This window comes from Pseudomonas sp. Irchel s3h14 (genome assembly GCF_900187425.1).
Classification (GTDB): Bacteria; Pseudomonadota; Gammaproteobacteria; order Pseudomonadales; family Pseudomonadaceae; genus Aquipseudomonas.
In genome coordinates this window covers 276902-300292 of the sequence record NZ_FYDJ01000004.1, presented here as the reverse complement: position 1 = coordinate 300292, position 23391 = coordinate 276902, and the positions used below count along the sequence as shown (strand labels likewise).

Here is a 23391-nt window from a genome sequence, read left to right as displayed (position 1 = left end):
CAGCCTCGCAAGCTCGACAGCTGCTACAGTCGCCCGCATGAATTTCATTATTCGCCGTGCCCGACTTTCCGACGCCTCCGACCTCCCCGCCATCGAGCGTTCGGCGGCTGAACTGTTTCGCTGCGACCCTTCGCTGGCCTGGCTTGCCGATGCGCAGGTGACCGATGCCGAACAACATCGCCGGGCAATCGAGACGGATGAGGTTTGGGTCGCGCAATCCCCTGATGGCGTACTTATGGGGTTTCTCAGCGCTGTTGAAGTCGACAACGAACTGCATATTCAGGAACTGTCCGTCAGACAACACTTTCAGGGCCGGGGCGCGGGTCGCAAGTTACTGTTAACCGCGGTTGAACATGCCCGGGATCGAGAACTCTACGGTCTGACGCTGACCACGTTCCGCGACTTGCCGTGGAATGAACCGTTTTATCAGGGCATGGGCTTTGAAACATTGAGCCCTGCACAATTGGGCCCGCGATTAGCGACTGTATTAAACGACGAAGTCGCCCACGGCTTATCCGGTGAACGGCGGTGTGCGATGCGTTTGCGCCTTAGAGCGGCGCCTTCAAATCAACCCCCAACGCCCGGGCAAACGCCTTGACCAACGGACTGCGCACGGTGTTGTGACGAAGGATCAGATTGAACGGCGTGACGATGTTGATGAGGTCCGGACGCACCGCCCGGAACTGCCCCTGCGCCACCAGCGACGCGGCGTAATGCTGGGGAAGAAAACCCACGAAACGCCCGGTCTTGATCAACAATGCCACCGCTTCGACCTGGCTGGCCGAGGCGGAAAAGCTGTCGTAGTGAGCAAAATTCAGTTTGTCCCGATGGATCGCATAGCGGTGGTTGATGCACTCGTAATCCTTGAGCACATGACTGCCGATTTCTTCGTCCGGCACCGTAAATAACGGATGACCGACCGCGCAATAAACTTCGGAACGTTCTTCATAAAGCGCGTAGTAATCAAACTCTTCGCGCTTCTGATACACCGGCACGATCCCCGCCACTAACCGTCCCTCTACCACGCCTCTTTCCACTTCATCCAGCTGAGAGGCTTGAAGTTGGAACCTGACTTTAGGCGATGTCTCATTAATTATTCTAAGCGCAGCAACTAACGGCGAATTAACATCGGAAATCGTATTATCAATAACCCCCACACCAAGGTCACCGATCAGTTCGTTTTGCGCTGAACTAAGCCGATCACGAAAGTTGTCGACCGAGGCAAATAAATCAATGGACGCCTGATACACCAGACGGCCTTCTTCGGTCAGGTGAAACCCCTCGCGGCCGCGGGTGCACAGGCGCATGCCGATGCGGATCTCCAGGTCGGAGATCTGTTTGCTGATGGCTGCCAGTCCCACATTCAGCTCGTTCTGGGCGGCACTGAAGCCGCCGGCCTCGACCACGGCCTTGAACACTTTGAGCAGTTTGAAGTCCAGACCGCTGAGGGTCAGCGGTGCCCGATGGCCCGTTTTCAACGGCGGGTTTCCGGAATTGGAAAGTGGGGTTTCCATAATGCCTATTTACCTCTGGCGCCCTATTCAACAACCTGTGTCCAACAACAAAAATAGTGCTGGTAAATAATAATGACCACAGAAAACCAGGCTTGGCAACCGCTAATAAATCCCGCACATCAGTGCCAACTCACTGATTTCGAACTATTAAAAGCTGACACTTCGATCAGCTCTCGCAACGATGCAACTGCGCTTTTCCCCTGCCCTTGAATAATGTTTAGGCCAAACCATGCCCAATTGATTTGTGGCGAGTGTTTCAGGCCCGGCACACTGATTTCAGTTCGCTTTACCGACGAGGAAAACAACAATGTCTCAAACCACCGACCGTCTCTGGGGTACTCGCTTCAAAAGCGGCCCGTCCGAAGCCCTGGCGGCCTTGTCCCGTTGCCCCGAACGCTACTTTCGCCTCACCCCGTATGACCTCGCCGGTTCCAAGGCGCATGCCCGTGAATTGCAGCGCGCCGGGCTGCTGAGCGAACAAGAAACCCAAACCATGCTCGACGCCCTCGAGCGTATCGGCGATGACTTTCGCGCCGGCAGCATCGCACCGACCCTGGACGACGAAGACGTCCACACCTTTATCGAACGCCTGCTGACCGAACGCCTCGGCGCCCTCGGCGGCAAGCTGCGCGCCGGCCGTTCACGCAACGACCAGACCGCCAACGACCTGCGCCTGTTCCTGCGTGATCACGTCCGCACCCTGGCCGTTGAAGTGCTGGCCCTGCAACAAGCGCTGGTGGATCAGGCCGAGCAACACATCGAAAGCATCTGCCCAGGGTTCACTCACTTGCAGCAGGCCCAGCCGATCGTCTTCGCTCACCACTTGCTGGCTCACGCCCAGTCGATGCTGCGTGACGTGCAACGCCTGGTGGACTGGGACGTGCGCACTTCGTTGTCGCCACTGGGTGCTGCGGCCATGGCCGGTTCCGCCATCGCTCGCCTGCCGCAGCAGTCGGCCAAGGAAATGGGTTACAGCGGCGTGTGTGAAAACTCCATCGACGCCGTGGCCAGTCGCGATCACGTTGCCGAGTTCCTGTTCATTGCCAGCATGCTCGGGATCAACATTTCCCGCCTCGCCGAGGAGTTCTGCCTGTGGTCGTCGCGGCAATTTCGCTGGGTCGCACTGGACGATGCCTACGCCACCGGCAGCTCAATCATGCCGCAGAAGAAAAACCCGGACATTGCTGAACTGGCACGCGGCAAGGCGGGTCGCCTGATCGGCAACCTGACCGGCCTGCTCTCCACCCTCAAATCCCTGCCGCTGTCGTACAACCGCGACTTGAGCGAAGACAAAAACGGCGTGCTCGACAGTGTCGACACCCTGTTGCTGGTGCTGCCAGCCATGGCCGGGATGGTCGCGACCATGAAGGTCAACGTCGAAGAGCTGCGTCGTCAGGCGCCACTGGGTTTCACCCTCGCCACCGAAGTCGCCGACTGGCTGGCCATGCGCGGCGTGCCGTTCAAGGAAGCCCACGAAATCACCGGTGCGCTGGTCCAGGCCTGCGAGAAACACGACATCGAATTGTGGGAAGCCTCGCCAGCGTTGTTGGCCGAGATTGACCCGCGCCTGACTGCTGAAGTGCGCGAGAGCCTGACCCTCGAAGCCGCCATCGCCGCCCGCAGTGGCTGGGGCGGCACCGCGCCGCAACAGGTGCGCGAGCAGATCGGCCGCTTGAAAACCGCCCTCGCCGCGCAGCAGCAATGGACCGAGAACTATCAAGGTTTCCGCCTCTGATAGACAACGCAAAACCTGTAGGAGCCGAGCTTGCTCGCGATGGCGGTGTGTCAGGAGACACAGATGCCAGCTGACCCGCCGCCATCGCGAGCAAGCTCAGCTCCTACAAGGATTGTGGTTGGCCTGAATTACCAAGTGTACGGAGAAACAACATGAGCCAGACTCAGGCAGAACGACTCCAGTCGGAGCGCAAACTGGCGGAAAACCAGTTCGATATCACCCAGTACCACCATGTGCCACGGCGCTACTACGGGCGGATTTTCTTCGCAACCGTCATCGTCATTGCGATTCTCGGGCTGGTGCGGGCCTTCGCCGAAGGCAAGATCGAGTGGTCCTACATCGGCCAGTTCCTCACGTCCCAGGCGATCATGTGGGGCTTGCTCAACACCATCGTCATGGCGGTGCTGGCGATGGCGCTGGGCATTGTCTTCGGGGTGATCACCGCGATCATGCGCATGTCGGCCAACCCGATCCTGCGCTACGTGGCGGTGACCTACACCTGGCTATTTCGCGGTACGCCACTGATTCTGCAACTGCTGTTGTGGTTCAACCTGGCGCTGATTTTCCCCACCATCGGCATCCCCGGCCTGTTCGAAATGGACACCGTGAGCCTGATGACGCCGTTCGTGGCCGCCCTGCTCGGTTTGAGCATCAACCAGGGCGCCTACACCGCCGAAGTGGTGCGTGCCGGCCTGCTGTCGGTGGACACCGGCCAGTACGAAGCCGCCAAATCGATCGGCATGCCGCGCCTGCAAGCGCTGCGCCGGATCATCCTGCCGCAAGCCATGCGGGTCATCATTCCGCCGGTCGGTAACGAGTTCATCGGCATGGTGAAAATGACCTCGCTGGCGAGCGTTATCCAGTACTCGGAACTGCTCTACAACGCCCAGAACATCTACTACGCCAACGCCCGGGTCATGGAGCTGCTGATCGTCGCCGGTATCTGGTACCTGGCCACCGTCACCGTCCTGTCCTTCGGTCAAAGTCGTCTGGAGCGTCGTTTCGCTCGCGGCGCCGGCAAGCGTTCTTGAGGAGTTCAACATGAGAAGCATCGTCAAGGCCGTGAGCCTGAACAAGTACTACGACCATTTCCACGCCCTCAAGGACGTCAACATCGAAGTCGAGCAAGGCGAAGTGCTGTGCATCATCGGCCCGTCCGGCTCCGGCAAAAGCACCTTGCTGCGGTGCATCAATCAGCTGGAAAAAATCGACAAGGGCGGCCTGTGGGTCGACGGCGAACTGGTGGGTTACCGGATCGTCGGCAACAAACTGCACGAACTCAACGAGTCGCAGATCGCCCGTCAACGCCTGTCCACCGGCATGGTGTTCCAGCGTTTCAACCTGTTCCCGCACATGACTGTGCTGCAAAACATCATCGAAGGGCCGTGCCAAGTGCTCAAGCGTTCGCCCAAAGAGGCGCACGAAGAAGCCGTGGAACTGCTCGCTCGCGTCGGCCTGGCCGACAAGCGCAACAGCTACCCGATCGAACTCTCGGGTGGTCAGCAACAACGCGTCGCCATTGCCCGTGCACTGGCCATGCGGCCCAAGCTGATGCTGTTCGATGAACCCACTTCGGCACTCGACCCGGAACTGGTCGGTGAGGTGCTGTCGGTGATGCGCGACCTCGCGCAGACCGGCATGACCATGATCGTCGTCACCCATGAACTGGGCTTCGCTCGCGAAGTCTCCAACCGCATGGTGTTCATGGACGAAGGACAGATCGTGGAGGCTGGAAGCCCCGAAGAAATACTAATAAGTCCGCAAAACCCGCGCACCCAAAGCTTCATTTCTGCCGTTCGAACCTAAGGGCCGTGCTTGGAAAACAAGAGCCGCCTCACAACACTCATAAGAGAACGACCATGAAGAACATAGTTATCCCAGCAGTACTCGCAGGCGTTATGGCATCCGGTTTCACCTGGGCCGCCGAACTACCGGCCAGCATCAAGGAAAAAGGCGAGGTCGTGGTAGCGATCATGCCGAACTACCCGCCGATGGACTTCAAGGACCCGGCCACCAACACCCTCACCGGTCTCGACGTTGACCTCGGCAACGCCCTGGCCGAACGTCTGGGCGTGAAGATCAAATGGCAGGAAACCGGCTTCGAGCAAATGATCAATGCGCTGACCACCGACCGCGTGGACATGGTGATGTCGGGCATGACCGACACCGCCGAACGTCAGGCCAGCGTGACCTTCGTTGACTACTTCACCAGCGGTCCGCAGTTCTACACCTTGCAGAAGAACAAGGATTTCAACGAGATCATCGACCTGTGCGGCAAGAAAGTCGGCACCAGCCGCCGCACCACCTTCCCGGCGGAAATCGCCGAGTGGAGCAAGGCCAATTGCGAAGCTGCCGGCAAGCCTGCGATCAACGTGATCGGCACCGAAGGCTCGGCCGATGCCCGCGCGCAACTGCGTCAGAGCCGTATCGACGCGGCCATGCAGGGCAGCGAGACCTTGTCCTACCTGAAGACTCAGGAAAAGGACATGTACAAAACCGTGGGCCTGCCAATCTCCGAGCAGTTCACCGGACTGGGCGTGAGCAAGAAAAAGCCTGAGCTGAGTGAGGCGGTGAAGGTCGCGTTGCAGAGCATGGTGGATGACGGCAGCTACCAGGCGATCCTGAAGAAGTGGGATCTGGAGTTGGGTGCGATCAAGACTGTGACCATTAACGCCGGCAAGTAATGCTTGTCCTGTAGGAGCAAGGCTTGCCCGCGATGGCGTCCTTGAGTGCGCCATCGCGGGCAAGCCATGCTCCTACAGGATTGGTTGCGTCAACACTATTTAAGTACGGAGCGCCACAATGCTCGGCTCACCCCAACCCACCTGGCCCAACCAGCACAAAGCCTGCCTCGCCCTGGCCTTCGACCTCGACGGCCCGACCGGCGATGCCATGCTCAACGGCTCGATCTGGCGCAAACCCGAGTACTTCGGTTTCGGTGGTTACGGTCCTTACCGCGCCCTGCCACGAATCCTCGATGTGCTCGACGAGTACCAAATCCCGACGACGTTCTTCGTCCCGGCCTGGGTCGTGGAGAACTGGCCGAAACAGTGCCAGGCGATTGTCGAGCGCGGGCATGAAGTGGCCTACCACGGCTACAAACACGAATCCTTTTACGCCCTGACGCTGGAACAGCAAAAGGACGTGATGAAGAAATCCCGCGAGGTGTTCTGGAAGCACTTGAGCATCCGCGCCGAAGGTTTCCGCACCCCGTCCGGCGACTGGCGCGCCGAAACCCCGGCGATGTTGGTGAACGCTGGTGTGACCTATTCCAGCAGCATGCGCGGCGATGACCGGCCGTACCTGGTGAAAGTGCCGGGCCACGACACACCGCTGGTGGAAATCCCCGGTCGTTGGGAAATGGACGACTACGCCTCCCTCGCCTACACCCGCGCGCCGGACTTTCCTTCCGGGCTCGACCGCACCGCCAGCTACGCGCTGACCCTCGATAACTGGTGCCGCGAGTACGACGGCGCCATGAACGAAGGGTTGTGCCTGACCACCCTGTTCCACCCCAAGATCACCGGCAAACCGGGACGCATCCTGCTGCTGGAAAAACTCTTCGAACACATGCGCCAGCGCGATGACGTGTGGTTCGCCACGTGCCGCGATGTCGCCCAGTGGTGGCTGAAGGAGCATCACCATGGCTGAGTCCACTGTCTGGCCCAAAGGCTACCGCTGTGCCGTGGTGTTGACCGTCGATTACAACGACATCCACGGCATTCTGACTCAAGCGCCTGAAGTCGCCGGGCGCGACAAGACGCTGTCGGTCTGGCGCTATGGCACCCAACGCGGTGTCGACCGTTTGCTCGGTTTATTCGAAGCACTGGGGGTTTCCAGCAGCTGGTTTGTTCCCGGTATCGTCGCCGAGGAAAACCCCGGGCACATTCGGGCAATCCAGGCTGGCGGGCATGAGATTGCCTGCGCCGGTTATCGCCATCAGAACTACGACACCCTGAGTCTCACCGAGCAAAGCGCCGAGATTGCCAAAGGCTGCGAGGCGTTGACCGCGCTGACGGGCCAGCGTCCGACGGGGTTTCGCATCCCGGCCGGCAACGGTGCGCCGGGTTTCATCGAGGCGTTGAAGGATCACGGCATTTGCTGGTCATCGTCGTGGCGCGGTGATGATTTACCGTTTGCTCACCCGACCGCGCCCGACGTCATCGAACTGCCGTTGCACTACGAACTGGAAGACGAACCCTACTTCGCCTTCAACCTCAGCCCGGCGGTGCCGCCGGCGCAATCGCGGATCGCTTCTTACAGCCACACCCTGGGCAACCTGCAAATGGACTTCGCCGGGTTTCACCGGTTCGGCTTGTGTTACGTGCTGCGGCTGCATCCGGAGATCATTGCTACGCCTGGGCGGATTGGCGTATTGCGCGAGTTGCTGGAGGGGATTCAACAGCACGATGACGTGTGGATCGCCACGGGTGCCGACGTCGCGCAATGGTGGGCTGAATCGGCTCGGACCGTGACCGAGGACCATCCGGCGGCCGTGTATGAGCGGCATTATCGGGATTACATCGTATGAGTGAGCGGATGCAGCGATTGGCGCAGTTTTGCGTCGACACCCGATTCGAAGACTTGCCGCCAGCGCTGGTGGCACAAGCCAAGCGGCACATACTCGACACCTTCGGCGCGACGTTGGCCGGGGCTGGCAGCGATGTCGCGAAACAGGCACGCCAGGTGTTCGACGGTGAAGTCGGAAGCACGCTGATCTGGGGCACCGATCAGCGCACCGGCGCGGCTCAGGCCGCGATGCTCAATGGTGTCGCCGCCCATGCCCTGGAACTGGACGACACCGGTGGCTGCGACCATTCCGGCGCGGTGGTGCTGCCGGCGGTCATGGCGGCGGTGTCGATGTCTGGAAAACCGGTGAATGGCCGGGAGTTGATCACGGCAGTGGTGATCGGCTACGAAATCGGCCGCCGGGTGCTCGAAGCCTGCGGCAGTTATTCGGCCCACAACGGCGCCGGCTGGCACTCCACCGCCACCTGCGGCGTGTTCGGCGCGGCGGCGGCCAGTGCGCGAATTCTCGGACTGGATACCGCGCAAACCGTTTCGGCGCTGGGCATTGCCGGCAGTTTCAGTGGGGGGTTGTGGGCATTCATCCACGACGGTTCGCAAAGTAAAAAACTTCACAGTGGTCGTGCCGCCGAGGGTGGATTGCTGGCGGCGCGATTTGCCCAACGAGGCATCACCGGGCCGACGAAGTTGTTCGATGATGTCTGGGGCGGGTTTCTCAAGACCCTGGCCGGTGAGACTGCACAACCTGAGGCGCTGGATGCCGATCTGGGCGTCGTATGGAAACTCGCTCGCTGTTCGATCAAACCTTATGCCGCGTGCCGAGGAACCCATTCGGCCATCGATGCGCTGGGACTGTTGCTGGATCAACTGCAGGTCAGCGCGGATCAGGTCGAGGATGTTCAAGTGTCGTTGTGCGGGTTTCTGCAGGACATGTGCGGCGGGCGCGACGTCGGCACACTGGCGGCTGCGCAGATGAGCCTGCCGTATGCCCTCGCGGCCCGGCTGGTGCAGGGTCATTGCCGGTTGGAGGCTTATGACGATGAACAACGGAGCGATCCGCGGATTGCTCACTGGATGTCGCGCATCCGTCTTGAAGTGGACCCGCAACTGTCAGAGGATGGCGAGCCCGTCGTCAGGGTGCGGACCGTGGACGGTCGGCAGGCGAGCCTGTGTGTCGACCCGCCGCTGGGTGCGCCGGGCAATCCGTTGAGTGATGCGGCGCTGGAGGAGAAGTTTTTCAGTCTGGCGGTGCGGGTGATGCCGCGGGGGCAGGCGGCAGAACTGCTTGAGCAGTTGTGGCGGGTTGAAGAGCTGGAATCTGTCGAGGCACTGATCGTTCCCACGCTCCGCGTGGGAATGCAGCCCGGGACGCTCCGCGTCCCAGAAGCGGACGCAGAGTGTCCATTGAGGCATTCCCACGCAGACGGTTCGACGCCTCGACGTGGGAACGATCAGTCAGAGTTCATTAAATAAGGATATTTGCACCACCGTGGCCACTTACTCACTCGTTATCCGCCGTTTGATGATCGTTTCGCTGACCATCGTCGTCAGCCGCGCCATCACCAGCCCGCTGCTGACGTTGTTCCTGAGCAACAAACTCGGCCTCAACCAACAGGACGTCGGCTTGCTGCTGGGCATCGCGGTGTTCATCGCCACCCTGCTCGCGCTCTACGGCGGTTACATCATCGACCGCCTCGAGAAGCGCCGGCTGCTGATCCTCGCGATGCTCTCCAGCGCCATCGGCTTCGTGCTGCTGACCTTCGCCGACAACCTCTACCTGACCACCGCCACCCTGGTGATCACCGAAACCGCCTCGGCGCTGTTCCTGATCGGCTCGAAGGCGATCCTCAGCGAAAACCTGCCCATCGGCCAGCGCGCCAAGGCGTTTTCCCTGCGCTACACCTTGACCAACATCGGCTACGCCACCGGCCCGATGCTCGGCGTGGTGATTGCCGGCGTGTACCCGATTGCACCGTTCCTGATCGCCGGCGGCATCGCGTTCTTCAGTATTTTCCTGATGATCGGGATACCGAAGGACTCGGCCCAGGCACCCACGATTGGCCAGCCCGCGAGTTTTCTCAAGACGCTGGTCACCCTGAAGAACGACCGCACGCTGATCATGTTCACCTGCGGCTGCCTGCTCAGTACCGTGGTCCACGGCCGTTTCACCCTGTACCTGTCGCAATACCTGCTGGTGACCCACGACTCCAAACGGGCACTGGAAACCATGGCCGCCCTGCTCGCCTGCAATGCGATCAGCGTGATCCTGCTGCAATACCAGATCGGCCGTTTCCTCAAACGCGAGCAATTGCGTTACTGGATCGCGGGCGGTACCAGTCTGTTCATCGTCGGGTTGATCGGTTTCAGCCTGGCCGACAGCCTTGTGAGCTGGTGCGTGGCAATGTTCATCTTCACCCTCGGTGAAATGATCATTTACCCCGCCGAATTCCTCTTCGTCGACACCCTGGCGCCGGAAGAGCTGCGCGGCAGCTATTACGGCGCGCAAAACCTCGCGGCCCTCGGCGGAGCCCTGAGCCCGGTGATCTGCGGATACCTGCTGATTCACACCCCCGCGCCAACGATGTTTTATGCCCTGAGCGCGCTGACTGCCATGGGCGGATTCCTGTGTTTCATGAGCGGTCGTCGGATGGCCTTACAGCAAAATTAATGCACTAAAACTGCATTAATATGAATTTGTCAGCATCAGGAATGAACGGCACACTGTGCCCGTTCCTCCCCCAATAGTTGGAACAACTTCAAGGGCTTTCTGGGTATCCCAGCTAAGCCTTTTTTTTGCCTCGAATTTTTTACGGATCGTCTGCCTCATGTTTGCTCGCTGGTTTCCCGCCGCCATCAACACCCGCCCCTCCGAATGGAGCCGCGCCGCGATCGGCATGTCCCTGGGCACGATGTTCAGTGTCTGGCTGTGCAGCCAGGTATTCGGCATGCAAGTGGCGCAGCACCTGATCGGTCCGCTGGGTGCATCGGCCGTGTTGCTGTTCGCAGTGTCCTCCGGCGCCCTTGCCCAGCCCTGGTCGATTCTTGGCGGCTACCTCAGCGCCGGGGTGGTTTCGCTGCTGGTCGCTCACGTGCTTGGACGAACCCTCGGCAGCGCTTGCCTGGCGGCCGGCATGGCGCTGATTCTGATGTGCTGGCTGCGTTGCCTGCATCCACCGGCCGGGGCCTTGGCGCTGCTGTTGGTATTGGCAGACCCTGCGACCATTGCCCTGGACTGGAAAGCCCTCGGCCCGGTGATGCTCAGCGGATCGGCCATGCTGCTCTGCGCCCTGGCCTACAACAACCTGACGCGCATTCGTTACCCAAAACGCGCCAGCGAAACGGTGTCCAGGGTGCCGGCCGATCGCCCGCCCACCGACAGCCAGGCGATCACCGCTCAGGACCTGAAACTGGCCCTGGCGGATATGGAGGCGTTCTTCGACGTCACCCCCGAAGACCTTGAACAGTTGATCCATGCGAGCGAGCTGCATGCCAAACGGCGCAGCATTGGTGAAGTCCTCAGCAGCAGAACCTGACAGCGCCCACGATCCTTGTAGCAGCTGCCGAGCCTGCGAGGTTGCGTTCGGTGCGGGCCGCGTTCGGACGGAGCCGTCGTAAACCCTGCATGCACGGTCTACCTGATACACCGCACCGCCTGATTTCACGACGGCTCCGTCCGAACGCGGCCCGCACCGAACGCAGCCTCGCAGGCTCGGCAGCTGCTACGGATCTCGTTATGGCAAAGGATTGATCAGGCCGCTGACAATTGCCGGGCTGGCACGGCCAGACTCACCGCACGCACCGATAATCCGGCACTCAACCCCAAACTCTTCGCAGTCTGCGCATCGACAATCAACGTACCGGCAGCCACCCGCGCCGGTGCCGCGGTAATCCGGCATTCGGCAAACTGGCGGTTATGAATCAGGTAAGTCGCCGCCTGCTCACCCGGTGTGCCGATGCTCAGTTGCAGCACCTGACTGTCACGCACCGCGCGGATGTCGCCGGTGGCGCATTCGATCAGCGGGCCGCCGTCGAAGATGTCGATGTAGTCGCGGTGTTCGAACCCTTCAGCCTTGAGCATCCCCAGCGCTGGTTCGGTGTTGGGGTGGACGCGACCGATGACCGTTCGCGCCGCTTCCGGCAACAGGCAGGTCGGCAGCGGAAACTTGGGCATCAATTCGGCGATGAACGTCTTGTTACCCAGCCCGGTCAGGTAGTCGGCATCGGCAAAATCCATCTTGAAGAAGTGCCGCCCCAGACCTTCCCAGAACGGTGAAACGCCCTCTGCGTCCGAGTAGCCGCGCATCTCGGCGATGACCTTCTCCCCGAAATGCTGACGAAATTCCGCCAGAAACAGGAACCGTGCCTTGGACAGCAAGCGCCCGTTCAGACCGCTGCGGTGATCGGCATGCAGGAACAGCGAACACAGTTCCGAATGGCCGGTCATGTCGTTACCGAGGAACAATGTCGGCAGCTGCTGATTGATCCCGAGGTTTTTCGAGGCCGCGACAAACAGGCCCAGTCGATAGTTGTACCAGGGCTCGCGCAGGCCAACGGCACCGGCCAGTGCGCAAATGCCGATGGCTTCATGCTGGTCATTCTCGAGCACAAACAGGTAATCGGCATCGGCGCGCTCGGCCTCGCCAGAGAAGGTTTTCGCCGCCCATTCCAGACGCTGACGCAGACGCCCCGCGTCGGCCGGCAAGGTGGTCAAACCGGTTCCGGCGCTATGGGCCAGGGCTAACAGTGCCGGCAGGTCTGCCGGTGTGGCTGGACGAACGATCATTGCAGTTGCTCCCGGGTAACCCGATGTTTGGGCAGAAAGACCTCGGCCAACATGCAGCGCGCGCTGCCGCCGCCGATGCGCTCGATGGTGTCGATATTGACGGGGAGTGGCGTGGTGTGGGCTTCGATCAAGCGACGCTGCGCCGCATCCAGCGATTGCCAGGCCGTGCGCGACATCACCAGCAAAGGTTCGCCCGCAGCGTTGTGGACCTCCAGCATGTTGCCGGCGAAGGATTCCAGCTGCTCCCAGCTCAGGGCGATGACCTTTTTGCCGCTGTCTTCCAGTCGCGAACGCAGGGCCAGGCGTTCGGCCGGTTGCGTGACCGACGCCAGGCAAGCCACGGCCAGGTGCGTGCCGACACTCATCATCACGTTGGTGTGGTAAATCGCGACGCCCTGGCGGTCCACTGCATTGAACGCGCACAGCTCGTAACCCAAATGACTGACCACCTGATCCAGGGCACGGGCATGGGTGCGGGTGGAATAACCGGCGTAGCAAATCCGTTGCTGACGATCCAGCACCATGCTGCCGGTGCCTTCGAGGAACACTTCCTGCTGTTCGAGGCTGGAAAGATCCAGCAACTGCTCGACCCGGTACTCGTCCCGCAACCAGTCGAGCACACCTTTGTCCCGCTCCAGACGCCGGTTGTGGCCCTGCATCGGGTACAGCACCAATGTGCCGTCGGGATGGCTGCTCCACCAATTGTTAGGGAAGATCGAATCCGGGGTATGCGGCGCTTCGCGGTCGTTGTGCACCATGACTTCGACCCCATGGCTGCGTAGCGCGGCAACGTAGCCATCGAACTCTTGCAGGGCCTTTTGCTGAACGTCTTCGCTGACGTCGGCCGGCTGCTGGAAACGGTTGTTCGCCGCCGTGTCCTGATTGAAGGAGAAACGTGTCGGGCGAATCATCAAAACGGTATTGGTGGTTTGCATGGGCACAGATTCAATGAGGGTTAAGAGGTACTCATTGTCTGTTTCGGCGCCGGGAAAACCCGGTTGATAAGGGGGGTGGTTGTGATGGAAACGGCTGAAGATTCTGAATCGCTCAGCCGATTCGGCGAACACCACAAATCCAATGTGGGAGCGGGCTTGCTCGCGAAGGCGTCGTGTCAGTCAACATTGATGCTGGATGACACACCGCTTTCGCGAGCAAGCCCGCTCCCACAGGTTGTACAGCGTTCGAAGCCTATTCCATCGTGGTCTTGACCATCGCCAATTCCGGATGGCTGACCAACTTGTCGATGTGCAAATCCGGATCATCGAACCAGACTTCGGTCAGCACCCGATAATGCTCCATGTCCCGGCAACGCATGCGCAAGCTGTAGTCGAACGCACCGCTGATCAACTGACATTCCAGCACCTGCGGGCAGGCGCGGACCTTGGCTTCGAACGCCTTTTGCGCCGCCCGCCCACTCTGGTTCGACAACGCAACCAGCACCAGCAACGACAAGCCTGGCGTCAGTTTCTTTTCATCGAGAATCGCGCCATACCCACGAATGACCCCGAGCTGTTCGAGTTTGCGCACCCGTTCCAGGCACGGCCTGGGCGTGAGGTGCACACGCTCGGAAAGCTTTTGATAAGTGATGCGCCCTTCGTGGCGCAGCACTTCGATGATTGCCTGATCGATACGATCAAGCACGATCGACAGATCGCGGATATCCGCCATGTACGTCTTGCCTCACTTCAAACGACCCGATAGAAATTGCTGCAAACGTTCACTTTTTGGCTGGTCGAGGATCGTAGCGTCACCCTGCTCCTCGACCTTGCCCTGATGCAAGAACAACACCTGGCTGGAAACCTGCCGGGCAAACCCCATTTCGTGGGTCACCATCAACATGGTACGGCCTTCTTCGGCCAGTGCCTGAATTACCTTCAATACCTCACCCACCAATTCCGGATCGAGTGCCGAAGTCGGCTCGTCGAACAACAGAATCTCCGGCTCTACTGCCAGGGCACGCGCGATTGCCACCCGTTGTTGCTGCCCTCCGGACAGAAACGCCGGGTATTGATCGGCCACTCGTTGCGGCAGACCGACCTTGTCCAGATAGGCCCGCGCACTTTCTTCGGCGGCCTTGCGGCTGATCCCCAGTACCCGACACGGCGCGAGCACGATGTTCTCCAGCACCGTCAGATGGCTCCACAAATTGAAATGCTGGAACACCATCGCCAGGCGCGTGCGCAAACGCTGCAATTGCGCCGGATGAGCGACGCGCATGCCACCGGCACCTGGGCGCGTGATGACGCGCTCGCCGTCCAGTTCAATGGCGCCTTCGTCCGCGCGCTCCAGAAAATTGATGCAGCGCAGCATCGTGCTTTTACCCGAACCGCTGGCGCCGATCATGCTGACCACATCGCCTGCCCGTGCATTCAACGAGACGCCCTTGAGCACTTCGTTGTCACCAAAACGTTTATACAGATTTTCAACCGTGAGTTTGTACATGTCAGCACTCCTGGAGCGGCGCGCCTGGCGGCACCGCTCTGGATAGAAAATGGGATTCAGTGAGTCGGACCGAGAAAACTCAGCCAGCGCTTCTCCGCCAACCGGAAGGCGCCGACCAGGCCGAACGACAGCGCGAGGTACAGCAGGCCGGCAATGCCGAAAGCCTGGAAAGTCATGAAGGTCGCGGCATTGGCGTCCCGAGCGACTTTGAGGATGTCCGGAATGGTGGCGGTGAACGCCACTGAAGTCGCGTGCAACATCAGGATCACTTCGTTGCTGTAATACGGCAGTGCCCGGCGCAATGCCGAAGGCAGAATCAGCCGCAGGTACAGGCGCCAACCACTCAAGCCATACGCATGGGCGGCCTCTATTTCACCGTAGGGAATGCTGCGAATCGCCCCGGCGAAGATTTCCACGGTGTAGGCGCAAGTGTTGAGCGTGAACGCGAGCAAGGTGCAATTCATCGCATCGCGGAAAAATGCTTCAAGCAGCGGTTGCGAGCGCACCACGGCGATGCCGTAGATCCCGCTGTAGCAAATCAGCAACTGGATATACAGCGGCGTACCGCGAAACACATAGGTGAACAGCTGAACCGGCCAACGCAGCAGGCCCCAGCGCGAGGTGCGCATGATCGCCAACGGCAACGACAGGAAGAACCCCATCACAATGCTCGCCACCAGCAGCCACAAGGTCATCGCCAACCCGGTGAGGCTGTAGCCATCGCTGAACAGAAAGGGTTTCCAGTATTCGGCAATCAACTCGATCATCGTGCCATCCCCCGCACACCCTGGTTATAGCGCCGTTCCAGCACGCGCAAAACGTAGTTGGAAGCGCTGGTGATCAGCAAATAAAGCGCCGCTGCCAGCAGCAGGAAATCGAGCATGTTGAAGGTGCTTTTGCCGGCTTCCTGCGCAACCTTGACCAGGTCCGACAAACCGATAATCGACACCAGCGCCGTGGCCTTGAGCAGTACCAACCAGTTATTGCCCAGGCTCGGCAAGGCGAAACGCATCATTTGCGGGAACACCACAAAGCGAAATCGCTGCCAGCGGTTCAGACCAAAGCACGCGGCGGCTTCCTGTTGGCCGCGCGGCACACTCAGAATCGCCCCGCGAAAGGTCTCGGTGAAATACGCGCCGTAGATAAAACCGAGGGTGATGACGCCGGCCACGAACGGGTCGATTTCCATGTAGGGCCAGTCCATGGCCTCGGTCAGGCTGCTCAGCCAGCCTTGCAGGCTGTAGAAAATCAGCAGCATCAGCACCAGGTCCGGCACACCGCGAATCAGCGTCGTGTAGAAGGTCGCCGGCAGGTTCAACAGCTTCAGCGGCGACAGTTTCGCCGCCGCGCCGAGCAGGCCCAGCGCCATGCTCACCAGCAGCGAGAGCGCTGACAATTTCAGCGTGACCCAGGTGCCGTGCAGCAACAAAGGGCCATAGCCTTGCAGGGCCGAGAGATCGACCCCGATCAGATTCAGGAAGGAGTTCACGTCAGTCACCTGTCTTGAGGCGCCCGCGCGCAAGCGCTGCGCCTGTTACCAGGACGCAGCCTTCGGGGCGCGAGGATCAGTAGTTGTAGAGGTCCAGATCGCCGAAGTGTTTCTGCTGGATCTGCGCGTAGATACCCTTGTCATGCAGGGCCTTGATGGCGGCATTGAGCATGCCTTTGAGTTCTTCGTTGTCCTTGCGCACGCCGATGGCGATGTCGGATGGGACCAACGGGTCGCTGATGCCTTCACTGTTCTTGAAATCAGCGCCTTGAGGTGAAGTCAAAAAGCTCATTTGCGCCTGCATCTTGTCCTGGATCGAGGCGTCGAGACGGCCAAATACCAGGTCGGCGTAGACCTGATCCTGATTCTGATAGGCCCGCAGTTTCACGCCGCCGGGTGCCAGTTTGGCCTTGGCGTAGGTTTCCTGAATCGTGCCCTGCATGTAACCGATGGTCTTGCCCTGCAGCGACTCGGCGGTGGGCAACAGCCCGGAATCCTTGCGAGTGACGATGGCGGTCGGCCCGGCATACAGGCGATCGGTGAAGTCGATCTGTTTTTTGCGCGCATCGGTCACCGTCATCGACGATTCGATGGCATCGAACTTGCCCGCCTTGAGCGCCGGAATCAGCCCGTCGAAGTCATTGCTGACCCACACGCATTTCAACTTCAATTCGGCGCAGATCGCGTTGCCCAAATCCACGCCAAAGCCCTGCACGCCGCCGTCGGCGGTGGTGGACTCAAAAGGCGGGTAGCTCGGGTTGACGCCGAATCGCAGCTCTTTCCATTCCTTGGCACTGGCGCCGGTGGTGCAGCACAGCAACGCGATTGCCGGCAAAGTCAGCCATTTGATGTTGATCATCTTCTTGAGTCCCGGATTATTTGGATTTATCGCGGTCTGGCGCCTGCGCCTAACCACACTTTTTGACAGGGGCAGAGAGTCGATGCGGTATTTACCGCAGCCGTATTTGTTGTTGTTTTCGACCGGCCCGAGCCAGTCGTCGGAGTGCAGTCCGTTCCAGGCGCATCGTCGCAAGCGCTTGAAATGGACCGTCAGAATGCCAATTACCAGGCCGATGCAGGTGTCGAAAGTCCCCGTCCAGACAGCTCAACTGCGCTGAACGAGGGGCTTTCACAGCCGATTCTGTCGTCGGCTATCCGCTGGAGCTGCTTTAAGGCAAAAACGCAAACAAACCCTGCACATATGCCGGTTGTACATCACAAATTTGCACTGATACGATCCAGCATCGCTCGCGCGCGAGCTTCTCTATAAAGAACAATAAAAGCAGGGAGTTAGTGATGACTGCTCAGGTTTCTTCTCCGGGGACTTCGTCCATGGATGCCACGCAAAACGAAGTGCTGGCCGAGGTTCGCAATCACATCGGTCACCTGACCCTCAATCGCCCCGCCGGCCTTAACGCCATCACCCTGGACATGGTGCGCAACCTGCAGCGTCAGCTCGACGCCTGGGCACTGGACCCGCATGTACACGCAGTGGTGTTGCGCGGTGCTGGCGAGAAGGCGTTCTGTGCCGGCGGCGATATTCGCTCGCTGTATGACAGCTTCAAAAACGGCGACACGCTTCACGAAGATTTCTTCGTCGAGGAATACGCCCTCGACCTCGCGATTCACCACTACCGCAAACCGGTGCTCGCCTTGATGGACGGCTTTGTCCTGGGCGGCGGTATGGGCCTGGTTCAAGGCGCCGACCTGCGGGTGGTCACCGAGAAAAGCCGTCTGGCGATGCCGGAAGTGGCGATCGGTTATTTCCCGGATGTCGGTGGCAGCCATTTCCTGCCGCGCGTTCCCGGTGAACTGGGGATTTACCTCGGTGTCAGCGGCGTGCAGATCCGTGCAGCCGATGCGCTCTATTGCGGCCTGGCCGACTGGTACCTGGAAAGCGACAGGCTGGGCACCCTGGACGAGCAACTCGATCAACTCGAATGGCACGAAACACCGTTGAAGGACCTTCAAGGTCTGCTGACGAAACTCGCCGTGCAACAGCTGCCCGACGCGCCATTGAGCGCGTTGCGCCCGGCCATCGATCACTTCTTCGCCCTGCCCGATGTGCCGAGTATTGTTGAGCAACTGCGTGAAGTAACGGTCGCCGACAGCCACGAGTGGGCCACGACCACCGCCGACCTGCTGGAAAGCCGTTCACCGCTGGCCATGGGTGTGACCCTGGAAATGCTTCGTCGTGGTCGGCACTTGAGTCTGGAAGACTGCTTCGCCCTTGAGCTGCACCTGGACCGGCAATGGTTCGAGCGTGGCGACCTGATCGAAGGCGTGCGCGCCTTGCTGATCGACAAAGACAAGAAACCGCGCTGGAACCCGCCGACCTTGCAGGCGCTGGACGCCGAGCACGTCGCGAGTTTCTTCACGGGTTTTGACCAAAGCGGGAGCTGAGCCATGCACGATATCGAATTGAGCGAAGAGCAAGTCATGATCCGCGACATGGCCCGGGACTTTGCCCGCGGCGAAATCGCGCCCCACGCACAAGCCTGGGAAAAGGCCGGCTGGATCGATGACGGTCTGGTGGCGAAGATGGGCGAACTGGGTCTGCTGGGCATGGTGGTGCCCGAGGAATGGGGCGGCACCTATGTCGACTACGTCGCCTACGCCTTGGCCGTGGAAGAAATTTCGGCCGGCGACGGCGCCACTGGCGCGCTAATGAGCATTCACAACTCCGTAGGTTGCGGTCCGGTCCTCAACTACGGAACTGAAGAACAGAAACAGACCTGGCTGCCGGATCTCGCCAGCGGTCAGGCCATCGGCTGCTTCTGCCTGACCGAACCCCAGGCCGGTTCCGAAGCCCACAACCTGCGCACCCGCGCCGAACTGCGCGACGGCCAGTGGGTGATCAACGGCGCCAAGCAATTCGTCAGCAACGGCAAACGGGCGAAACTGGCCATTGTGTTCGCGGTGACCGATCCGGACTTGGGCAAGCGCGGCATCTCGGCGTTCCTGGTGCCGACCGATACCGCGGGTTTCATCGTTGATCGCTCCGAACACAAGATGGGTATTCGCGCGTCCGATACCTGCGCGGTGACCCTGAGCAACTGCACGATTCCCGAGGCCAACCTGTTGGGTGAACGCGGCAAAGGACTGGCGATTGCCCTGTCGAACCTCGAAGGCGGCCGCATCGGCATCGCCGCGCAGGCGCTGGGCATTGCCCGCGCGGCGTTTGAAGCGGCGCTGGCCTACTCGCGGGATCGGGTGCAGTTCAACAAGCCGATCATCGAGCACCAGAGCATCGCCAACATGCTGGCCGACATGCACACCCGGTTGAATGCTGCACGACTGTTGATCCTGCATGCCGCGCGGTTGCGCAGTGCCGGCAAGCCGTGTCTGTCGGAGGCTTCACAGGCGAAGCTGTTTGCATCCGAGATGGCCGAGAAAGTGTGTTCATCGGCGATGCAGATTCATGGCGGGTATGGGTATCTGGAGGATTACCCGGTGGAGCGTTACTACCGGGATGCGCGGATTACGCAGATTTATGAAGGGTCGAGCGAGATACAGCGGATGGTGATTGCCCGGGAGCTGAAGCACTACCTGGTCTAGAGAGTCGCCGCAGACATGATCGTTCCCACGCAGAGCGTGGGAACGATCAGTGTGTGGGGGGTTACTTACCGACGAACTCCGCTTCACGCTTGGCAATAAACGCCGCCATCCCTTCCTTCTGATCCTGCGTCGCAAACGCCGCATGGAACACCCGACGCTCAAAGCGCACACCTTCCGACAGGCTCACTTCAAACGCGCGATTGACGCTTTCCTTGATCATCATTGCAATAGGCAACGACTTCTTGGCAATCAGCGCCGCGACTTTCAACGCTTCTTCCAGCAACTCATCGGCCGGAACAATCCGCGCCACAATCCCGCAACGCTCCGCTTCCACCGCATCGATCAAACGGCCGCTGAGGCACATCTCCATGGCCTTGGCCTTGCCCACGGCGCGGGTCAGGCGCTGAGTGCCGCCCATGCCCGGCAGTACGCCGAGGTTGATTTCCGGCTGACCGAACTTGGCATTGTCGCCGGCCAGGATGAAGTCGCACATCAGCGCCAGCTCACAACCACCGCCCAAGGCGAAACCGTTGACGGCGGCAATGATCGGCTTGCGGCGGTTAGCCACGCGATCGCTGTCGCTGAACAGGTCGTCAAGGTAGATCTGCGGATAGGTCAGCTCGGCCATTTCCTTGATGTCGGCGCCGGCCGCGAAGGCTTTTTTCGAGCCCGTCAGCACGATGCAACCGATGTTCGAATCGGCTTCCAGGCCATCGAGGGCGTGGTTCAGCTCGCTGACAATTTGCGCGTTCAACGCATTCAGCGCTTGCGGACGGTTCAGGGTAATCAGGCCAACGCGACCATGGGTTTCCAACAAAATCGTTTCGTAGTTCACAAGTAGCTTCCTTCTCAAAGATTGCGCGAAATAACCATGCGCTGAATATCGCTGGTGCCTTCGTAGATCTGGCAGACCCGCACGTCGCGGTAGATCCGCTCCAGCGGAAAATCGTTCAAGTAACCGTAACCGCCGAGGGTTTGCAAGGCTGCGGAGCACACCTTCTCAGCCATTTCAGAGGCGAACAGCTTGGCCATGGACGCTTCGACCAAGGCTGGTTTACCGCTGTCACGCAGCGCCGCCGCGTAATGCACCATCTGCCGGGCGACGGCGATTTGGGTTGCCATATCCGCCAAACGGAACGCTACCGCTTGATGCTCGATGATCGGTTTGCCAAAGCTTTCTCGCTCGCGGGCATAGTCGCGGGCTGCTTCGAACGCAGCGCGGGCCATGCCCACCGATTGCGAAGCGATGCCGACACGGCCGCCTTCGAGGTTGGCCAGGGCGATTCGGTAGCCTTCGCCCTCCTCGCCCAAGCGGTTGGCGACTGGCACCTTCACGTCTTCGAACAGGATCTGGCAGGTGTCGGACGCGTGCTGGCCGAGCTTGTCTTCGACCCGTGCAACTTTGTAGCCTGGCGAATCGGTCGGCACGATCAGCGCCGTGATGCCACGCTTGCCGGCACTTGGGTCGGTCACGGCGAACACGATCACCACCCCGGCGTTCTGCCCGGATGTGATGAACTGTTTGCAGCCGTTCAACACGTAGTGATCGCCTTCCAGACGGGCACGGGTTTTCAGGCCGCTGGCGTCGGAGCCGGCCTGCGGTTCGGTGAGGGCAAAAGCCCCCAGCATCGAGCCGCTGGCCAACGGTTTGAGGAAGCGTTCTTTCTGGTCATCGTTGCCGTACTTGAGGATCGGTACGCAACCCACCGAGTTGTGCACGCTCATGATGGTCGAGCAGGCGCCGTCGCCGGCCGCGATTTCTTCCAGGGCCATGGCGTAGGCCAGGTAACCGGTGTCGCAACCGCCCCACTCTTCCGGCACCAACATGCCGAAGAAGCCCAGCTCCGCCATCTCGCCGATGGCCTCCCTGGGGAAGCGATGCTCGCGGTCCCACTCGGCGGCGAACGGTTTCAGCCGTTCCTGGGCAAACTGCCGGGCCGCTTCGCTGATCTGAAGTTGTTCGTCATTGGGAATCATGCCAAATCCTTAAAAATTGAGCCTTTCGCACAAAATGCCTGGTTGAAATGCTGGACCTGTGGGAGCGGGCTTGCTCGCGAAAGCGGTGTGTCATTCAACCTTGATGTCGACTGACACGGCCTCTTCGCGAGCAAGCCCGCTCCCACAGGGATTTGCGTCAGCCCTTAATACAGGCATTCAACGGCCATGGCCGTAGCTTCGCCGCCGCCGATGCAGATCGCTGCAACGCCGCGTTTCAGGCCTTTCTGGCGCAGGGCCGAAAGCAAGGTCACGAGGATCCGCGCGCCAGACGCACCGATCGGGTGGCCGAGGGCGCAAGCGCCGCCGTGAACGTTGATCTTCTCGTGGGGGATTTCCAGCTTGGTCATCGTCACCAGACTGACCACGGCGAAGGCTTCGTTGACTTCGACCAGATCGACTTCGTCCAGAGACCAGCCGGTTTTCTTCATCAGCTTCTCGATCGCGCCCACCGGTGCCACCGGGAACAGGCCCGGGGTGTCGGCAAACGCGGCGTGGCCGTGAATCACTGCCAGCGGTTTCAGGCCGCGCTTTTCAGCTTCGGAACGGCGCATCAACACCAGTGCCGCGGCGCCATCGGAGATCGAGCTGGAGTTCGCCGCCGTCACCGTGCCGCCTTCGCGGAACGCCGGTTTCAAGGAGGCGATCTTGTCCAGTTTGGCTTTCGGTGGCTGTTCGTCGTTGCTGATCAGCACCTGTTCTTTACCGACGGTCACGGTGAGCGGCACGATCTCGTCTTTGAAGCTGCCGTCCTTGATCGCCTGCTGCGCGCGGGTGGTCGAGGCGATGGCAAAGGCGTCCTGAGCTTCACGGGTGAAACCGTTGGTTTCGGCACAATCCTCGGCGTAGGTGCCCATCAAGCGGCCCTTGTCGTAGGCGTCTTCCAGGCCGTCGAGGAACATATGGTCGAGTACGCGACCGTGACCCATGCGGTAACCGCTGCGGGCGCGGTCCTGCAGATACGGCGCGTTGGACATGCTTTCCATGCCGCCGGCGACAACCACATCGGCACTGCCGGCCACCAGCATGTCGTGGGCCAGAATGGCCGCTTCCATGCCCGAACCGCACATTTTGTTCAGGGTGGTGCAGCGGGTCGATTTATCCAGCCCGGCGCCCAATGCGGCTTGGCGCGCCGGCGCCTGGCCGAGGCCGGCGGACAGGACGCAACCGAACAGCACTTCTTCAACCGAGTCTGGCGCCACACCGGCGCGTTCGACGGCGGCGCGAATCGCCGCAGCACCGAGTTGCGGCGCGGTCAGGCTTTTCAATTCGCCCTGGAAACCGCCCATCGGGGTGCGGACGGCGCTAACGATAACAATGGGATCGTTGGAAATTGTCATGACAAATC

General features: G+C 60.4%; 23 protein-coding genes. 12 read left to right on the top strand and 11 right to left on the bottom strand.

The window, feature by feature from the left end; all coding sequences use genetic code 11:
* Nucleotides 1-37: 37 nt before the first annotated feature.
* Nucleotides 38-598, top strand: a complete 561-nt coding sequence (locus CKW16_RS10575; RefSeq protein WP_095128363.1) for a GNAT family N-acetyltransferase — start codon at nt 38-40, stop codon at nt 596-598.
* Here the strand turns inward: CKW16_RS10575 and CKW16_RS10570 are convergent.
* Nucleotides 549-1514: a LysR family transcriptional regulator gene (locus CKW16_RS10570; RefSeq protein WP_095128362.1), complete on the bottom strand. Its 966-nt coding sequence runs from the start codon at nt 1512-1514 to the stop codon at nt 549-551. The genes CKW16_RS10575 and CKW16_RS10570 overlap by 50 nt on opposite strands.
* Nucleotides 1515-1821: 307 nt before the next feature.
* Here CKW16_RS10570 and argH point away from each other — a divergent pair, with 307 nt between their 5' ends.
* From argH to CKW16_RS10525, 9 genes are all read left to right on the top strand, one after another.
* Nucleotides 1822-3249, top strand: a complete 1428-nt coding sequence (argH, locus tag CKW16_RS10565) for an argininosuccinate lyase (protein WP_095128361.1) — start codon at nt 1822-1824, stop codon at nt 3247-3249.
* Between the two features lie 152 nt (nt 3250-3401).
* A complete protein-coding gene (locus CKW16_RS10560; RefSeq protein WP_056745976.1) occupies nt 3402-4280 on the top strand; it encodes an amino acid ABC transporter permease in 879 nt (292 codons plus the stop codon).
* A gap of 10 nt (nt 4281-4290) precedes the next feature.
* Nucleotides 4291-5055 (top strand): amino acid ABC transporter ATP-binding protein, encoded by a 765-nt coding sequence (locus tag CKW16_RS10555; protein WP_095128360.1) that lies wholly within the window; start codon nt 4291-4293, stop codon nt 5053-5055.
* Nucleotides 5056-5108: 53 nt separating this feature from the next.
* On the top strand, nt 5109-5933 hold the full coding sequence (locus CKW16_RS10550) for an ABC transporter substrate-binding protein (protein WP_095128359.1): 825 nt from the start codon (nt 5109-5111) through the stop codon (nt 5931-5933).
* A gap of 118 nt (nt 5934-6051) precedes the next feature.
* The gene (locus CKW16_RS10545; protein WP_095128358.1) at nt 6052-6900 is read left to right on the top strand and encodes a polysaccharide deacetylase; all 849 of its coding nucleotides are present in this window, start codon (nt 6052-6054) and stop codon (nt 6898-6900) included.
* The gene (locus CKW16_RS10540) at nt 6893-7780 is read left to right on the top strand and encodes a polysaccharide deacetylase (protein ID WP_095128357.1); all 888 of its coding nucleotides are present in this window, start codon (nt 6893-6895) and stop codon (nt 7778-7780) included. The genes CKW16_RS10545 and CKW16_RS10540 overlap by 8 nt, the downstream gene beginning before the upstream one ends.
* A complete protein-coding gene (locus CKW16_RS10535; protein WP_256580465.1) occupies nt 7777-9249 on the top strand; it encodes an MmgE/PrpD family protein in 1473 nt (490 codons plus the stop codon). The genes CKW16_RS10540 and CKW16_RS10535 overlap by 4 nt, the downstream gene beginning before the upstream one ends.
* A 16-nt stretch (nt 9250-9265) precedes the next feature.
* A complete protein-coding gene (locus CKW16_RS10530; RefSeq protein WP_095128356.1) occupies nt 9266-10444 on the top strand; it encodes an MFS transporter in 1179 nt (392 codons plus the stop codon).
* Between the two features lie 157 nt (nt 10445-10601).
* Nucleotides 10602-11309, top strand: coding sequence for an HPP family protein (locus tag CKW16_RS10525; RefSeq protein ID WP_095128355.1), 708 nt, complete (start codon nt 10602-10604; stop codon nt 11307-11309).
* Nucleotides 11310-11524: 215 nt separating this feature from the next.
* Here the strand turns inward: CKW16_RS10525 and astA are convergent, their stop codons facing one another.
* The 7 genes from astA to CKW16_RS10485 form a co-directional block, all read right to left on the bottom strand.
* The gene (astA, locus tag CKW16_RS10520; RefSeq protein WP_095128354.1) at nt 11525-12559 is read right to left on the bottom strand and encodes an arginine N-succinyltransferase; all 1035 of its coding nucleotides are present in this window, start codon (nt 12557-12559) and stop codon (nt 11525-11527) included.
* Nucleotides 12556-13494 carry a citrulline utilization hydrolase CtlX gene (ctlX, locus tag CKW16_RS10515; protein WP_095128353.1) on the bottom strand — a complete coding sequence of 313 codons (939 nt, stop codon included), beginning with the start codon at nt 13492-13494 and terminating at the stop codon, nt 12556-12558. Before ctlX ends, astA begins: the two co-directional genes overlap by 4 nt.
* 253 nt (nt 13495-13747) lie before the next feature.
* The gene (locus CKW16_RS10505; protein WP_095128351.1) at nt 13748-14227 is read right to left on the bottom strand and encodes an Lrp/AsnC family transcriptional regulator; all 480 of its coding nucleotides are present in this window, start codon (nt 14225-14227) and stop codon (nt 13748-13750) included.
* 12 nt (nt 14228-14239) lie between these two features.
* The gene (locus CKW16_RS10500) at nt 14240-15001 is read right to left on the bottom strand and encodes an ABC transporter ATP-binding protein (protein ID WP_008155281.1); all 762 of its coding nucleotides are present in this window, start codon (nt 14999-15001) and stop codon (nt 14240-14242) included.
* Nucleotides 15002-15057: 56 nt separating this feature from the next.
* Entirely contained in the window at nt 15058-15768 is a 711-nt protein-coding gene (locus CKW16_RS10495; protein ID WP_095128350.1) for an ABC transporter permease, read from the bottom strand.
* The gene (locus tag CKW16_RS10490; protein WP_033054762.1) at nt 15765-16490 is read right to left on the bottom strand and encodes an ABC transporter permease; all 726 of its coding nucleotides are present in this window, start codon (nt 16488-16490) and stop codon (nt 15765-15767) included. The genes CKW16_RS10495 and CKW16_RS10490 overlap by 4 nt, the downstream gene beginning before the upstream one ends.
* Nucleotides 16491-16566: 76 nt before the next feature.
* On the bottom strand, nt 16567-17349 hold the full coding sequence (locus CKW16_RS10485; RefSeq protein WP_046053556.1) for a transporter substrate-binding domain-containing protein: 783 nt from the start codon (nt 17347-17349) through the stop codon (nt 16567-16569).
* Nucleotides 17350-17786: 437 nt separating this feature from the next.
* Here CKW16_RS10485 and CKW16_RS10480 point away from each other — a divergent pair, with 437 nt between their 5' ends.
* Both CKW16_RS10480 and CKW16_RS10475 read left to right on the top strand, forming a co-directional pair.
* Complete coding sequence (locus tag CKW16_RS10480) at nt 17787-18893, top strand: enoyl-CoA hydratase/isomerase family protein (protein ID WP_095128349.1); 1107 nt, start codon at nt 17787-17789, stop codon at nt 18891-18893.
* Nucleotides 18894-18896: 3 nt separating this feature from the next.
* Complete coding sequence (locus CKW16_RS10475) at nt 18897-20048, top strand: acyl-CoA dehydrogenase family protein (protein ID WP_095128348.1); 1152 nt, start codon at nt 18897-18899, stop codon at nt 20046-20048.
* Nucleotides 20049-20109: 61 nt separating this feature from the next.
* Here CKW16_RS10475 and CKW16_RS10470 read toward each other — a convergent pair whose 3' ends face one another.
* The 3 genes from CKW16_RS10470 to CKW16_RS10460 form a co-directional block, all read right to left on the bottom strand.
* On the bottom strand, nt 20110-20883 hold the full coding sequence (locus CKW16_RS10470; RefSeq protein WP_052966350.1) for an enoyl-CoA hydratase: 774 nt from the start codon (nt 20881-20883) through the stop codon (nt 20110-20112).
* Between the two features lie 14 nt (nt 20884-20897).
* Entirely contained in the window at nt 20898-22025 is a 1128-nt protein-coding gene (locus tag CKW16_RS10465) for an acyl-CoA dehydrogenase (RefSeq protein WP_095128347.1), read from the bottom strand.
* A gap of 164 nt (nt 22026-22189) precedes the next feature.
* Complete coding sequence (locus CKW16_RS10460; protein WP_095128346.1) at nt 22190-23383, bottom strand: acetyl-CoA C-acyltransferase; 1194 nt, start codon at nt 23381-23383, stop codon at nt 22190-22192.
* Between the last annotated feature and the right edge of the window lie 8 nt (nt 23384-23391).